The following is a 14,971-nucleotide window of genomic DNA, read 5'->3' on the forward strand; positions in this document are numbered from 1 at the left end:
TTTCTTACTTGTAGGAGAACCTTTTATTTTTCACTTATCACTAGCTTTATTTATTCGTGGGTGTACTCCAGCAAGCGGCCATTTTCGCCCAGTTGCCGGCGGACGAGTTCTTTTTGCTTGGCTTGGAAGGGGCAGGCGTAACCGATAGGGTTGCCCCGGGTGATGCAGCTGGCCAGGGCAATGGTATCTGCCCCCCACTTGATCATATCTGCGGCCCGGACGCCCACCTGTTTGCCGGGGCAGCCGCCACAGCTGACCATGCCGACCAGTTCAATGGGTTCGTCCTTAAATTCCTCAAAGATGAAGCTATGGTTTTGCGCTCCCCGCAGGCACTTGGTGCCGGGACAGAGGTTTTCTGTCTGTTGGCAGCGAATAATGCCGAGTTTCATTTCAATCTCCTCCTCTAAGTATATCCTCCAAAAGATATAAGCCCACTATAGCCTGTTAGCGGCCTAAAGGCAAGGCCTAGTCCTCCAACTGGGCCATGAGCCGCTGCATGTCTGCATTGTCCGGTTTGCCCGGCCGGATATGTTCAAAGATGAAAAGGTCAAAGAAGCCCTTATGGGCCTGGTAGGCCTGGTCATCTCTGACCGTCCAGCCGAAGAGGGGCTTGCGCAAGATGGTCTTGCAGACCCAAAGGGCAAACCGGTTCGGGGCTTTAATGCTGTAAGAAATAAAGTCCGGTTTGCTGACGGCGCTGCACAAAAGGGTGGATAAAAAGAGCCGACCCAGGACATCGGGAAAGTGCTGGGACAATTGGCCGAGCCAGACCCGGTTATCCAGGGCGTAGTAGCGCCGCAGGAACCAGGGGTTAAAGGATTCAATCATATAAGGGCCTTGGTAGCCCCGCAAGATGCTCCGCAGTTCTTCGGCAAAGCGCTTGGGCCGGAGAAAGCTTTTCACCTCAATGAGAAGGGGCACCTGGCCATCCACCAGGGCCAGGACTTCTGCCAGGGTCGGAATCCGCTGGTCTGTTTCCTTGAGCCGGCGGTCCCGCATGTGGGCATAGGAGGTGGACCCAACCAGGCCGGGCAGGCCGGTCATCCGCTCCAGGTCCAGGTCGTGGTGGATGACGAGTTTGCCGTCATGGCTTTCCTGGACATCCAGTTCAATGCCATAGCCCAGGTCCACAGCCTTTTTAAAGGCCGCCAGGGAATTTTCCGGGCAGTCCGGGCTGTCGTGAATCCCCCGGTGGGCATAATGGGTGGACATGAAAATATCCCGCAACTTGGCATCCCTGTACCTACGCATCTTGATCACCTTCATTCGAATCATCCGCCGGGTCTGCCGGCGCGGCTTGGGCAGCCGGGTCAGCATCTATGGCGGCAAATAAATCCAGGAGTCCCAGCCGGACTTCTTCGGCACAGGTCAGGTCATCAGATGGCTGGCAGCTGGTGGACTGGTCAGCAGCCGGTTGCTTGTTTTCTTTGGTCATGTCATCGCCCTCCTTCCTCTATTATGGTTTACTATAGGCTTTTCTGGCCAGATGTCAAGGCCGGAATACCTTGCATAGGCCTGCCAATAGTGCTATGATTAGTTCAATATTTTAATAGATCCTAGTTCACCATGCGTGTCGGATTATCCGAAGAGTGTCAGCCGGACGAGGGGGTGCCGCTGAACGAATGCTTAGGCTGCGATATGGTGAACGCTCCCAGATCAAGTCAGGTCCTCTCAGGTGAGAGGACTTTTTTTATGGAGGCTATGGTGAATTATTCAGAAGCAAGGGCTTATTTAGATCAACACAGCTGGCGGGGGTCCGTCTATGGGATAGACACCATGACCCACCTGACCGCCTACCTGGACCATCCGGACCGGCGGCTTCAGATCATCCATATTGCCGGTACCAATGGCAAGGGGTCAACGGTGGCCCACCTGGCGGCCATCTTAGAGGCAGCCGGCTATACCACGGCCTCCTATACATCGCCGGAGGTCCGGACCTACCTGGACCGCTTTATGGTCTGCCGCCAGCCGGTGGAGGCCGAAGCCTTTGCCCAGGCCCTGACCCAGGTGGCCCAGGCAGCGGACCGGATGGCTGAAGACGGCCTGCCCCATCCGACGGTTTTCGAAATGGAGCTGGCCGCTGCCTGGCTCTTAGCCCCGGTGGGGCCCCGGACGGTCTTTCTCATGGAAACCGGCCTGGGCGGGCAGATGGATGCCACCAATGTGGTGGAAAAGCCCATCCTCACCGTCCTGACGGCCATCGGTATGGACCACCAGGCCCTCCTGGGCCAGACCCTGACCGCCATTGCAGAGGCCAAGGCCGGTATTATCAAGCCCGGGGTGCCGGTGGTTTCCTGGCCCCAGGCGGCGGCAGCGGCCGAGGTCATCCGGGTCAGAGCCGCTGCCAACCAGGCACCCCTCTATGTCCTAGAGCCCACCCTGGTCAAGGCCCTAGGCCCGGTGGATGGCCGGGAGGCCTTTAGCTACCGGGGAGAGCCTTACCAGACGGCCCTCCTGGGCCTCCACCAGGCCACCAATGCCGCCGGAGCCCTCTTATGTGTCGAGGTCCTGCGCGACCTGGGCTATACCATCAGCGAAAAGGACTGCCGGCAGGGCCTTTTGGCCACCAGCTGGCCGGCCCGGATGGAGAGGCTGCCCTTTAGCCGGCCCCTTTACCTGGACGGGGCCCATAACCCCCCGGCCATGGCCGTCCTGGTGGACAATATGGACCATATCGCCCCCCAGGGCCGCTGGCGGGTCCTCCTCCATATTTTCAAGGACAAGGACGCCGCCGGCATGCTGGCCCTCTTAAATGGCCGGGCCGACGAACTCATCATTACCGAAATCAATACCGACCGGTCCATGCCGGCCCAAGACCTGGCCACCCTGGCCGAGACCCAGGCCCCGGCCTGCCAAGTCACCCTCAAGCCCCGGCTCGAGGAGGCCATTCGCTACATTAAAAGCAGTGCCCGGGATAACGACTACTTTATCATTTGCGGGTCCCTCTCCCACTTGGAGGCGGCCCGCCAATGTCTACTAGAAGAAAGTGAGATGCTATGATCAACCAGGAAAAAGCCGAACAAGCAGTTAGAGACTTACTGGAGGCCCTCGGGGAAGACATCCATAGGGACGGCCTCATCGAAACCCCTAAACGGGTAGCTACCATGTACCAGGAACTCCTGGCCGGTCGGGCTGAAGACCCGGCCATCCACTTGGGCAAACGGTTCCCGGTGGAAGGCTCCGGCCTCCTTTTGGAAAAGGACATCCCCTTCTACTCCCTCTGCGAACACCACCTCCTCCCCTTTTATGGGACTGCCCACATTGCCTACCTGCCGGGGAATGAAGTGGTCGGCCTGTCCAAGCTGGCCCGGACGGTGGAAACCTTTGCCCGCCGGCTCCAACTCCAGGAACAGATGGGTGACCAGATTGCCGAGGCCATCATGAATGAACTCCACACTGAAGGGGTCATGGTGGTCATCACCGCCGAGCATATGTGCATGACCATGCGGGGGGTCAAGAAACCGGGCAGCAAGACCACCACCATTGCCACCCGGGGCATCTTCACCGATGACTTCGCCCGCCAAGGCCAGGTCTTGAGCCTGATAGGTCAATGAGTTACCTCGCCCGCCTCTTGGCCCTAGAATCTTACCGGCAGGCCTTGAGGGCCCTGGAAAACCAGGAAGCCGACCGTATTTACTGCAAGCACAACCTGGACCACTTCCTCGATGTGGCCCGGGTGACCATGCTGATTTGCGCTGATTTTGATATTCCTGCGGACAAGGACGTGGTCTACCTGGCCGCCCTCATGCATGACCTGGGCCGGCTGGACAAGGGCCAGGCCGACCACCCCCTTGCCAGTGCCCAATTGGCCAACCAGTGGCTGGAAGCCATCGGCTTTCCGGCCGACCGCCGGCCGGAGGTCATCCGGCTCATCGAGGGCCATGGCTGGCGCGGCCCGGCTGCCCCCAGCAACCTGCTGGAGGCCTTTTCCCTGGCCGATAGCCTGTCCCGGCCCTGCTACCAGTGCCCGGCGACAGATAGCTGCCACTGGCCAACCGACCGCAAAAACGCCTACCCCCGCTATTAAGACCCTTAATCAAGAAATGGAGGCCCCTTATGTATATCGGTCAGAAAAATTTTGACTTTACCGGACCGGATGCCTATATCATGGGCATCTTAAATGTCACCCCCGATTCCTTCTCGGATGGGGGCAAGTGGAATGATATGGACCGGGCCCTGGCCCATGTCGAAGACATGCTCGCTGACGGTTGCGCCATTTTAGATATTGGCGGCGAATCAACCCGGCCGGGCCATGTGCAAATTTCCATCGATGAGGAATGTAGCCGGATTATCCCTATTATTGAGGCCGTCAGGGCCCGCTTCGATGTCCCCATTTCCATTGACTGCTACCGGGCCGGCACTGCCCGGGCCGCCATTGATGTCGGGGCCCACCTGATCAATGACATTTGGGGGCTCAAGTATGACCCGGCCATGGCCCCGCTCATTGCAGAAACCGGCGTGGCCTACTGCCTCATGCACAACGATGAGGCCCCTCATTACACCGCCTACCCCCAAGACGTGTGGGCCGATATCCAAAAGCAGGTAGACCTGGCCCTGGCGGCCGGCTGCCAAAAGGACCAGCTCATCCTGGATCCGGGCGTGGGCTTTGCTAAGACCCGGCCGGAAGATGCGGAGGTCATCCACCGGCTTGATGAGTTAGTGGCCCTGGGCTACCCGGTCCTCCTGGGGACCTCCCGCAAGCGGCTACTGGGTAGCATTGTCGACCGGCCGGCCCCTGACCGGGACCTGGCCACCGCCGCCACCACTGTCTATGGCTACCTCAAGGGGGCCCGGATTTTCCGGGTCCACAATGTCAAGGTCAACAAGGAAGCCCTGGACGTAGCCATGGCCATAGAAAGGGACGGCTATGGATTATCTTAAAATTGACCGTCTGGTGGTCTTTGCCAACCATGGCCTGTTTCCCGAGGAAAACAAACTCGGCCAGCGCTTTGAAATCAGCCTCAAGCTGGAGGTGGTCACCAGCCACGCCGGCATGCGGGATGACCTCTCCCGGGGAGTCGACTACGGGGCCGTTTGCCATGAAGCCCAGCGTTTTTTCCAGGCCCATACCGTCAAGCTTCTGGAAACCGCTGCCGAGCAGTTGGCCCGCCAGCTCCTCCTGACCTTTCCGCCGGTCCATGGGCTGGAATTGACCATTGCCAAGCCCTGGGCGCCTATTGGCCTCCCCCTGGATACGGCCTCCATCACCATCAACCGCCGCTGGCACCCGGTGGTGGTGGCCCTGGGGGCCAATGAAGGCGACCGCCTGGCCACCCTCTGTACAGCCATTGAAGCCCTAGAGGCCAGCGAGGGCATCCGGCTGAAAAAGATCGCCTCCTTTATTGAGACCCCGGCCGTCGGCCGCCGGCAGGAAGCCCCCTACTTAAACGGGGCCCTCTTACTGGATACCTGCCTCCTGCCCCGAGAGTGCCTCCGCCTCCTCCAGGGCCTGGAGGATCAAGCCGGCCGGGTCCGCGAGGAAAAATGGGGCAGCCGGCCCCTGGACTGTGACATGATTTTTTACGGGGACCTGGTCAGCGAGAACCCCCGGCTCTACCTCCCCCACCCCCGTTACCGGGACCGGGCCTTTGTCTTAGAGCCTTTAAGGGAGATTGCCCCCTATTACCGGGACCCCCTGACCGGCCAAACCGTTGAAGAGGTCTGGCAGGCCCTGACCGCCAAAGAAAAGCCATAAAAAAACGCTGTATCGAATAAAAATCATTCGATACAGCCTTTTGCTTTGTCTTATAAAACCTTGGCCAAAAAGTCCTTGGTCCGGTCCACTTGGGGGTTGCCGAAGATATCTTCCGGGCTCCCCTTTTCCATGACAATACCTTGGTCAATAAAGAAGACCCGGTCACTAACTTCCCGGGCAAAGCCCATTTCGTGGGTGACGATAACCAAAGTCATCCCCGTTTGGGTCAGGCCCTTGATAACGGCCAGTACCTCCCCGACCATTTCCGGGTCCAGGGCTGAGGTCGGCTCGTCAAAGAGCAGGTAACGGGGCTGCATGGCCAGGGCCCGGGCGATGGCCACCCGTTGCTGCTGGCCGCCGGACAGGCTGTGGGGGTAGTTGTCCGCCTTATCGGACAGGCCTACCGTTTTCAGCAGGGACCGGGCCCGGTCTTCAGCCTCCGCCTTGGAGATTTTGAGGACATTAATAGGGGCCAGGGTGATGTTTTCCAGCACCGATTTATTAGGGAAGAGGTTAAAGCGCTGGAAGACCATCCCTACCTGGGCCCGCATCTTATTCACATCATGCTTGGGGTCGGTAATATCTTCCCCGTTAATTAAAATGTGCCCTTCGGTGGGTTCTTCCAAGAGGTTGAGACAGCGTAAGAAGGTACTCTTCCCGCTGCCGGACGGCCCAATGATGGAGACCACTTCACCATCGGCAATGGTTTCATTGATGCCCCGAAGGACTTCCAACTTGCCGAAGGACTTATGCAGGTTCTTGATTTCAATCACGGCGGTCCTCCTATCTGATATCCGTCATACTCCGGGCATTCTTGCCGCCGGAGGAGAGTTTCCGTTCATAGCCATTGATAAACCGGGTCAGGGTAAAGGTAATGACCAGGTAGCACAGGGCGACGGCCACATAGGCCGGGAAGGGGGCCGCATGGGTCCCGATGTAAATCTGCCCCCGCTTCATGATTTCCATGGCCCCAATGGTAGATAACAGGGAGCTGTCCTTTAACAGCATCACAAATTCATTGCCCAGGGGCGGGATAACCAGTTTCCAGGCCTGGGGGACCACCACATGGCGGAGGGTCTGGGCCTTGGTCATCCCCAGAGACCGGGCGGCTTCCACCTGGCCGATATCCACCCCTTGGATCCCGGCCCGGAAGATTTCCGCCACATAGGCCCCGGAGTTTAAGCCCAGGACCACACAGGCGGTGGTCAGTACCTGGAAGAAGAATTTTTCCCCGGTGATGACCATGATTAAAGAGGAAACCCCGTAGTGCCAGAGGAAGATCTGGACCAGGAGGGGGGTCCCCCGAAAGACTTCAATATAGACATTTGCAATAACTTTTAAGAGCCGATTGCCGCTGAGTTTCATTAAAGACATGGCCAGACCGATGATGATCCCGAAGAAGACCGCAATGGCGGTGACCTTCAGGGTAAATTCCGCCCCTTTAATGACAATCGGCAATACAGCTGTAAAGTGTTCCCAGAAATTAAGCTGCATAGCTACTCCTTCCCTCTATAAAGACTAATGAGATGCGAGAAATCTCGCATCTCATTTTTTACCAGATCCTTAGGCGACTTTAGCCGTGCCATCGATGATGGATTGGGGAACCGGCAATTCATATTTCTTGCAAAGTTCCTCAAATTTGCCGCTCTTGATGACCTTATCTAAGCCGTCGTTGATTTTTTGTTCTAATTCGGTGTTGTCCTTGGCCATGGCAATCCCATAGTAGTCAGCAACATAGGGTTCGCCAACCATTTTAACGGTATCGGCATTGTTTTTCATGTAGTTTTCAGCCACCGGCAGGTCGATGATCAGGGCATCTGCACCACCGTTGGTCAGTTCTAAGAAGCACATGTTGTAGTCTTCCAAGATTTTGGCTTCGCCGATTTGACGTTTGTCAGCTAAGTCTTGGACTTCATCGGCACCGGTGGTACCCTGTTGGGCAGCAACCACTTTGCCTTTTAAGTCGCCAACGCCGTTAATACCATCGGTATCCTTGGCTACATAGATGCCTAAGGAAGCGTCCATGTAAGGCTTGGAGAAGAGCAGTTGTTTTTGACGGTCCGGGGTGATGCTCATACCGGCTGCAATGGCGTCGATTTCACCATTTTGGACAGCAGCGGTTAAGGCATCAAAGGACAGGCTCTTGAACTCCACATCAAAGCCGGCTTCTTCCCCGATGGCCCGTAAGAGGTCCAGGTCAAAGCCCTGCATTTCACCCTTATCATTTTGGAATTCAAAGGGGGCAAAGGTCGGGTTGGTCCCTACAACGATGGCATTGGATGAACTTTGGGCGCTGGAGCTGGCGTCAGGTGCTGCTGTGCTATCGCTGTCCCCAGAGCCGCCGCCACAGGCGGTTAAAACAGATACGCTCAAGGCGAGCGCCAAGATGGATGCTAAAATTTTCTTCATTTTTTTCTCTCCCCTATTCATTATTTCTAAAGTCTGATGGCATTATACAATTTTTTGCATAAAAATGCAAGCCTTATGCAAAAAATATGTCAAATTTTTTATTTAGCGACCGGCCAGGGTCGAAAAACCGGCGGCCAGGACCAGGGCGCTGACCGCTTTGGCCCCGGCGGTATGCAAAGCCCGGGCGCAGTGCTCAATGGTAGACCCAGTGGTAATGACGTCGTCCACCAGGCAGATGTGCCTGCCGGCAATGGCTTCCGGCCTGGCCACCGCAATGGCCCCGTCCAGGTTATGGAGCCGGGCTGCCTTGGATAGGCCCACCTGGTGGGGGGTGGCCTTAGTCCGACGAAGGGCTTCAACCACCGGCGGCCCGCCGGTTGCGGCCAGGGCCTTGGCCAGGAGGCTGCTCTGGTTATAGCCCCTTTCCCGGTACCGACTGGCGTGGAGGGGGACCGGCACCAGGACTTCCACCCCGGCCGGCAGGTAACCGATACTGGCCTGGGCCAGGCCCTTGGCCATCCAGGGCTGCTGGTGGTACTTATAGGCCAGGATGGCCTCCCGAGCCTCTTTTTCATAGGGCCAAACGGCCCGGACCCGGACCAGGTACTTGGGCCAGTGCCGGCAAACGTCACAGGACCGGCCGCAAACGCCAAAGCTGCCGCACCGCTGGCATTGGCCATTGAGCCGGGCTTTTTTCTCATAGGCGGCTGCACAGGTCTCGCAAAGGCCAAAGCCCCCGATGGCCTCCTGGCAAAAGAGGCAGTTCCGCGGGGTTGGCAGGATGACTTCCAAGAGCCCCCTTAAAAAAGAGCCTTTCATCTGAACTCCCCTCCTAATAAAAAAAGCCACTCCGAAGAGTGGCTTAGTGTGGACCGGTTGCTGAAGCCGATCCCTAGAGCGATCAGAAACCGCTCTGCTGATCCTGACCCTATTGTAACAAAAAGCCGCCGCCTTGGCAAGGGCCGCCCCCTCCCTTGCTTGACGAGGTCGGTAGTCATTGTATAAAATGATATTACCTGTATGTAAGATGCAGCTCAACACGAAATGGAGGGTATTTATGGCGACATTAACCGAAAAAATCATTGCAGCCCACCTGGTGGACGGCGAAATGGTGCCGGGCAATGAGATCGGCCTTAAAATTGATCAAACCTTAACCCAGGACTCTACCGGGACCATGGCCTACCTGGAGCTGGAAGCTATGGATCCGCCCCGGGTCCGGACGGAACGTTCTGTGGCCTATATTGACCACAATATGCTGCAAAGCGGCCCGGAAAACTTTGACGACCACCTCTTTATCCAAAGCGCCGCTGCCGACTACGGCATCTGGCTGTCCAAGGCCGGCAACGGCATTTGCCACCAGGTCCACCTGGAAAACTTCGGCATCCCCGGCAAGACCCTAATCGGGTCCGACTCCCACACCCCCACCGGTGGCGGGATCGGCATGATTGCCATCGGTGCCGGTGGGGTCGACGTAGCCGCCGCCATGGCCGGCCGCCCCTACTACATCACCATGCCGGAGGTCATTGAAGTCCGCCTGACCGGCCGCTTATCTGCCGGGGTGGCTGCCAAGGACATTATCTTGGAAGTCCTCCGCCGGGAAAGCGTCAAAGGTGGGGTCAACAAGGTCTACGAATACACCGGCGACGGGGTCCAGACCCTGACCGTACCGGAACGGGCCACCATCACCAACATGGGCGCTGAACTGGGGGCCACCACCTCCATCTTCCCCTCTGATGACCTGACCCGGACCTACCTGGCCTCCTTCGGTCGGGAAGATGACTGGCAGGCCCTGGCCGCTGACCCTGATGCCCAGTATGCTAAAACCATTGAAATCAACTTAAATGACCTCCGCCCCCTCCTGGCCTGCCCCCACAGCCCGGACGCTGTCGTTCCGGTAGCGGACAAGGCCGGGCTCAAGGTCAACCAGGTGGCCATCGGCTCCTGCACCAACTCCTCTTATGTAGACCTGGCCAAGGTGGCCGCCGTCTTAAAGGGCAACCGGGTCAACCCCAATGTGTCCCTGGTCATCTCCCCGGGCTCCCGACAGATTCTCAAGCGGCTGGCCGATGACGGCCTCCTGTCCATCTTTATCGAAGCCGGCGCCCGGATCCTCGAATGCGGCTGCGGCCCCTGTATCGGCATGGGCCAGGCCCCCAATACCGACGGCGTCTCCCTCCGGTCCTTTAACCGGAACTTTTACGCCCGGAGCGGGACAGCCAGTGCAGATGTCTACCTGGCCAGTCCGGAAACCTGCGCCATGACCGCCATCCATGGCGTGGTCACCGACCCCTACGGCGAAGAAAAATTCCAGGGCATCCAGCATCCGGAAGCCTTCCAGATTGACCACAACCTCTTTATTCCGCCATCTGAAGAGGCCATTGGCCAAACTGACCTGGTCAAGGGGCCCAACATTAAGGACTGCCCCGTCGGCCAACCGGTACCGGAAACCCTGGAAGGGCAAGTGGCCACCCACCTGGAAGACAACATCACCACTGACCACATCGCCCCCTCCAATGCCAAGCTCCTGCCCTTCCGGTCCAATGTCCCCTACCTGTCCAACTTCTGCCTGACCCCGGCAGACCCGGACTTCCCGGAAAAATGTAAGGCCATGACCGGGGCCGCCCCGGTGGTCGTTGCCGGGGAAAACTACGGCCAGGGGTCCAGCCGGGAACACGCTGCCCTCTGCCCCCTCTACCTGGGCGTCCGGGCTGTCATTGCCAAGAGCTTTGCCCGGATCCACAAGGCCAACCTCATTAACAACGGCATCCTCCCCCTGACCTTCGCCGACCCGGCCGACTATGACCTGGTCAAGGAAGGGGCCAAGCTCACCTTCAAAAACCTCCCGGCCCAAATCAAGACCGGCCAGGTTGACGTTGAAGTAGAAGGCCTCGACCGGCCCCTCTCCCTAAAAATCGACCTCGGCAGCCGCCAGGAAGACCTCCTCTTAGCCGGCGGCCTCCTGGCTACCATTAAGGCTGAACAAGAAAAGTAAGTACAGCATTTCAATTAAAATAAAGGACCCCATCAACCGATCCATAAAAGCCTCAGGCCCGTCTCAGTGTGAGACGGGCCTGAGGCTTTTTCTTTTCATTCAGGCCTCTAGGAAGGCCCCTTCGTGCATAGTAAAGGTCACCACAAACTATGCACGGAGGGGCTAATGCTTATGCCAATACTTATCGGAAAAGCAAGGACTGTTTACAGGAGACGCAGGGTATAGGCCCCTATTTTGATACCTTCCGGCAAGGCCTCTTATCCCCAGTGAATAGCCATTCGCTTTCTATCCTGCTGCTATTTAAGCCCTTAAGCCGTCATCTGCCATGTTTTGGACTTTTCCTGATAAGTCCAAAGTGCCTTATAAAGTCCATCTTTCTCCATAAGGCTATCATGCCTGCCGACTTCTACCACCCGCCCCTGATTCAATACAACGATTTTATCAGCCCCCACGACACTTCTTAGTTTATGGGCAACAACGATAACCGTTTTATTTTTTATGAGATTGGAGATGGCCTGCTGTACAATCCTTTCATTTTCAGGGTCAAGAAAGGAAGTCGCCTCATCAAGCAGGATGATAGGGGCATCTTTTAATATAGCTCTAGCGATGGATATTCTTTGTTTTTCACCACCGGATAGGGTCGCGCCAGCTTGGCCAACCATCGTTTCAAAGCCTTTTTCCTTTTGCATAATAAAGTCATAGGCCCCTGCCATTTTTGCTGCCCTGATGACTTCCTCTTCGCTCACATCTTCTCTGCCAAATTTAATATTGTTATAAATCGTATCCTTAAAAAGATAAGCCTCTTGAAATACAACCGAGAATTTTTCCATCACTTTTGATGGATCGGCTTCTGCTAGGGGAATACCACCGACTTTTATCGTCCCCTGATCCGGATCGTAAAATCTTGATATGAGCTTAACCAGGGTCGATTTCCCAGAACCGGAAGGCCCAACGAAGGCCGTTAATTCATTTTCATTAATCCTTAATGTGATATCTTCAAGTACGCTTGAATCGCAATAAGAAAAAGACAGCTGGTCAATGTCAATATCATTATGAGCACCCAGCCCTTCCTGGCCGGGCATGGGCTCGGCATTTAATAAATTGAGAATCCGCTCGCCTGAGACAGATGCCTCCTGAAGGCCCGCATAATTGGCAAGGGCCAGCTCCAAGGGATCGAAGACTCTGGTCCCCACAAAGAGAAACATCAAGAAGGTGTCGATGGCCAAATCGCCGGCTAAAAACAAGTAAGACCCGACCAGGCTCATCAAAGGAAGCCCTATCCTTAAAATCATACCGGATAAGGTTATTAACGAACCAAGGCCTCTCTCATGCTCTATATTTGTTTTTTTGACATTTTCAATATCACCGGTTAACAGATTGAATGAATCTTCTACGCTGCTATAGGCCTTGAGCGTCTTTATCGTGCTTATATACTCATTGATGCCTTCCGCTTCTTTAATATTTATTTCTTTGGCTTTTAAGTAGATTCTTTGCTGAAAATTTTGCATCAGCCGTAACAGTACAACCGCTAGGGGTAATCCAACCAGCATGGCGATGCCCATTCTTAGATCAATCAGCAAAAACAATACAGAACACAAGATAGCAACACATAATCCACTGAAAAACTGCGGCAATTCATGGGTTATTGCCGTTTCAATTTTAAAAAAATCATTCATTAAGGTATCGAAAATCTCAGACGAACTTTTACCGGCCAGAGCGCCTAGGGGGAGTTTTCTGATATGGTCTGCCAATTTTATCCTTCCATCGGCGGCCTGCTTGTAGCCCAATTCATAGGTATACTTGGCAGCTAAGTTCTCAAAAACCCAGGTCGCAATAAGAAACACTGCCATAACGCAAAAAGACCGCCATAAAAGACCAGTGTCTATAGCCCCACCGGCCCTATTTAAAAACAGATATTCTACGATTTTAGCCAAGGCAATAAAGGGGATGAGGTTAGCTACCGAAGCTAAAATATTTAAAATAAGCGCTTTGCTAATATTGCCGGGGCTGCCCAAGGTAATATTCCTGATCATTGCTTTTCCCTCCCCTCTATCTCCATTGTCCAATGATTTGTTTCCTGATAAGTATTAAAGAGCCCTTTGTAAATGCCCTCTTTAGCCAGTAATTCATCATGCTTGCCTCTTTCTACAATACTTCCATTAGATATCACTAAAATCTGATTCGCATTTTCTATGGTATTCAGTCTATGAGCGATCATAATCACGGTCTTATCCTTCGCCAGCACCGACAGGGCCTCTTGCATGAGGTATTCATTCTCAGCATCCGCAAAACTAGTCGCTTCATCTAAAACCAAAATCGGGGCATTTTTCAAAATGGCCCTTGCGACAGCAAGCCGCTGTTTTTCCCCACCTGAAAGATAAGTGCCCTTTCCTAATGGCGTTTCATACCCCTCCGGGAGCTTTTGAATAAAATCATGGCATCGGGCTTTTTTAGCAGCCTCAATGACCTCTTCCCTACTGGCCTCCTTCTTGGCCATAGCAATATTATTAAAAACGGTATCTGTCATAAGGTCGCTGTCTTGGAAGACAAAGGCAATCTGGTTCATTAATGTGTTAAGCGGTATATTTTTAATGTCTACGCCACCTATCTCAATCGTACCTTCTTGGGGATCATAAAACCTGGGAATCAAGGTCCCTATCGTAGACTTTCCAGCCCCGGAATAGCCAACCAGGGCCGTCACCTCCCCTTGCTTTGCATAAAAGCTGATATTTTTCAAAACCCTTGTTTCGCCATAGGAAAAGCTTACATTATTAAATCTAAGACCAGCATCTTTTATAGCCCCCTCATTAGAACCGCTTAACATGACCTGCTCCTTGACCAGGGCATCCATTCTAGCAACCACTTCACCGAGCAAGTTCATCCCTTCCGCAAAACCACGAAGCTTTAAAGCCGGCACACTCATGGCCGGGGCTATAATCAGAAAAAAGACAAGGGTGGTTACCATATCCAGGCTATAGCGCTTTGATAATAGAGCAATCCCTACAGGTACAATAAATGTAGCAATTGAGAGAATGCATACCCTAAAAGATACAAAGCCCGGTCTGATCATTCGTGTCATTGAACTTGTAAAATCTCTATAATCGATAACGGCCTTTGAAAAATTTTTTAATGCTTTTCCGCTGCTCCCAAATATCTTCACTTCAGGCATTCCTTTAACATACTCGGTCGTAGCGGAATTAATCCTGTCGAGAATCTTAAAATTTTCAGCAAGGCCACCGGATTTAATAATCTTGGCCATGATTGCAAATTGAAGTCCAAGCCCTAAAAGAATAGTCCCTAGGCTAACAAGCCCTAAAATCACATGCATCTTAAACAAAACAAACAGCATCCCTATCATAAGGACTAGGGTTGAAACAAGGTTTGGTAACTGATGAGAAAAATAGCCTTCTATTTGGTTCATATCAGACCCCAGTATCTGCCTCATTTTAGATTGCCGGTCGCCTGTAAAAAAGCCTAAGGGTAAACCGCCAATATGGTGTAATAGCTTCTTTTTAAGATTAGCAATCAACCGGTAGGAAAACCGATGACAGGCAATACTACCGATATACGTTAGAAGATAGGCTGCAATAATAGCTATCAGCCCAAGAATACAAAACTGAATGGCTGCAGGGTCAACACGGCCGGATACAAATAGGGATTTAATGACCTCATATATAGCTAAAATAGGCCCTATACTTAAGAGGGTACCTAGACTGATGCAAGTTATCCCAGCTAGGAGGCCGCCTCTTCCTGTTTCGCTATAGGAAAGTACCTCCCCTATAGATGGTTTCTTTTTCATACTAATCTTCCTCCCTTTTACAGAACGAGTTCGTTCTTTTGCCTAAAACAAAGACAAGGAAAACACACTTGGTGTT

General features: G+C 54.1%; 15 protein-coding genes. 6 read left to right on the top strand and 9 right to left on the bottom strand.

The genetic code is table 11. From position 1 onward, the window contains the following. Window positions 1-50 precede the first annotated feature (50 nt). The 3 genes from ACKQTC_RS04605 to ACKQTC_RS04615 form a co-directional block, all read right to left on the bottom strand. Window positions 51-389 carry a CGGC domain-containing protein gene (locus tag ACKQTC_RS04605; protein WP_408977261.1) on the bottom strand — a complete coding sequence of 113 codons (339 nt, stop codon included), beginning with the start codon at window positions 387-389 and terminating at the stop codon, window positions 51-53. Between the two features lie 76 nt (window positions 390-465). Beyond that, on the bottom strand, window positions 466-1,251 hold the full coding sequence (locus tag ACKQTC_RS04610; protein ID WP_408977262.1) for a glycerophosphodiester phosphodiesterase family protein: 786 nt from the start codon (window positions 1,249-1,251) through the stop codon (window positions 466-468). Beyond that, window positions 1,244-1,435 carry a hypothetical protein gene (locus tag ACKQTC_RS04615; protein ID WP_408977263.1) on the bottom strand — a complete coding sequence of 64 codons (192 nt, stop codon included), beginning with the start codon at window positions 1,433-1,435 and terminating at the stop codon, window positions 1,244-1,246. Before ACKQTC_RS04615 ends, ACKQTC_RS04610 begins: the two co-directional genes overlap by 8 nt. Before the next feature lie 269 nt (window positions 1,436-1,704). On the opposite strand from ACKQTC_RS04615, the gene ACKQTC_RS04620 reads away from it, so the two are divergent. Genes ACKQTC_RS04620 through folK form a run of 5 tightly spaced genes read left to right on the top strand, consistent with a single transcriptional unit; the run spans window position 1,705 to window position 5,695 of the window. Further along, window positions 1,705-3,000: a bifunctional folylpolyglutamate synthase/dihydrofolate synthase gene (locus tag ACKQTC_RS04620; RefSeq protein ID WP_408977264.1), complete on the top strand. Its 1,296-nt coding sequence runs from the start codon at window positions 1,705-1,707 to the stop codon at window positions 2,998-3,000. Next, window positions 3,000-3,554 (top strand): GTP cyclohydrolase I FolE, encoded by a 555-nt coding sequence (gene folE / locus ACKQTC_RS04625; protein ID WP_408977357.1) that lies wholly within the window; start codon window positions 3,000-3,002, stop codon window positions 3,552-3,554. Before ACKQTC_RS04620 ends, folE begins: the two co-directional genes overlap by 1 nt. Next, window positions 3,551-4,027 carry an HD domain-containing protein gene (locus ACKQTC_RS04630; protein ID WP_408977265.1) on the top strand — a complete coding sequence of 159 codons (477 nt, stop codon included), beginning with the start codon at window positions 3,551-3,553 and terminating at the stop codon, window positions 4,025-4,027. The genes folE and ACKQTC_RS04630 overlap by 4 nt, the downstream gene beginning before the upstream one ends. 29 nt (window positions 4,028-4,056) lie before the next feature. Further along, entirely contained in the window at window positions 4,057-4,881 is an 825-nt protein-coding gene (gene folP / locus ACKQTC_RS04635; protein WP_408977266.1) for a dihydropteroate synthase, read from the top strand. Beyond that, the gene (gene folK, locus ACKQTC_RS04640; RefSeq protein WP_408977267.1) at window positions 4,868-5,695 is read left to right on the top strand and encodes a 2-amino-4-hydroxy-6-hydroxymethyldihydropteridine diphosphokinase; all 828 of its coding nucleotides are present in this window, start codon (window positions 4,868-4,870) and stop codon (window positions 5,693-5,695) included. Before folP ends, folK begins: the two co-directional genes overlap by 14 nt. A gap of 50 nt (window positions 5,696-5,745) precedes the next feature. Here folK and ACKQTC_RS04645 read toward each other — a convergent pair whose 3' ends face one another. From ACKQTC_RS04645 to ACKQTC_RS04660, 4 genes are all read right to left on the bottom strand, one after another. Further along, entirely contained in the window at window positions 5,746-6,468 is a 723-nt protein-coding gene (locus tag ACKQTC_RS04645; RefSeq protein ID WP_408977268.1) for an amino acid ABC transporter ATP-binding protein, read from the bottom strand. 10 nt (window positions 6,469-6,478) lie between these two features. Continuing rightward, window positions 6,479-7,189, bottom strand: coding sequence for an amino acid ABC transporter permease (locus ACKQTC_RS04650; RefSeq protein WP_408977269.1), 711 nt, complete (start codon window positions 7,187-7,189; stop codon window positions 6,479-6,481). A 69-nt stretch (window positions 7,190-7,258) separates the two neighbouring features. Next, window positions 7,259-8,104 (bottom strand): basic amino acid ABC transporter substrate-binding protein, encoded by an 846-nt coding sequence (locus ACKQTC_RS04655; RefSeq protein ID WP_408977270.1) that lies wholly within the window; start codon window positions 8,102-8,104, stop codon window positions 7,259-7,261. Between the two features lie 102 nt (window positions 8,105-8,206). Further along, window positions 8,207-8,923 (bottom strand): ComF family protein, encoded by a 717-nt coding sequence (locus tag ACKQTC_RS04660; RefSeq protein WP_408977271.1) that lies wholly within the window; start codon window positions 8,921-8,923, stop codon window positions 8,207-8,209. Between the two features lie 238 nt (window positions 8,924-9,161). Between ACKQTC_RS04660 and ACKQTC_RS04665 the strand changes: the two genes are divergently transcribed. Then, the gene (locus ACKQTC_RS04665) at window positions 9,162-11,096 is read left to right on the top strand and encodes an aconitate hydratase (protein ID WP_408977272.1); all 1,935 of its coding nucleotides are present in this window, start codon (window positions 9,162-9,164) and stop codon (window positions 11,094-11,096) included. 308 nt (window positions 11,097-11,404) lie between these two features. On the opposite strand, the gene ACKQTC_RS04670 is transcribed toward ACKQTC_RS04665, so the two are convergent. Both ACKQTC_RS04670 and ACKQTC_RS04675 read right to left on the bottom strand, forming a co-directional pair. Next, window positions 11,405-13,129 (bottom strand): ABC transporter ATP-binding protein, encoded by a 1,725-nt coding sequence (locus ACKQTC_RS04670; protein WP_408977273.1) that lies wholly within the window; start codon window positions 13,127-13,129, stop codon window positions 11,405-11,407. After that, entirely contained in the window at window positions 13,126-14,895 is a 1,770-nt protein-coding gene (locus ACKQTC_RS04675; protein ID WP_408977274.1) for an ABC transporter ATP-binding protein, read from the bottom strand. Before ACKQTC_RS04675 ends, ACKQTC_RS04670 begins: the two co-directional genes overlap by 4 nt. Between the last annotated feature and the right edge of the window lie 76 nt (window positions 14,896-14,971).

Source organism: Peptococcus simiae (assembly GCF_046097595.1).
In the GTDB taxonomy this organism is placed as follows: domain Bacteria; phylum Bacillota; class Peptococcia; order Peptococcales; family Peptococcaceae; genus Peptococcus; species Peptococcus simiae.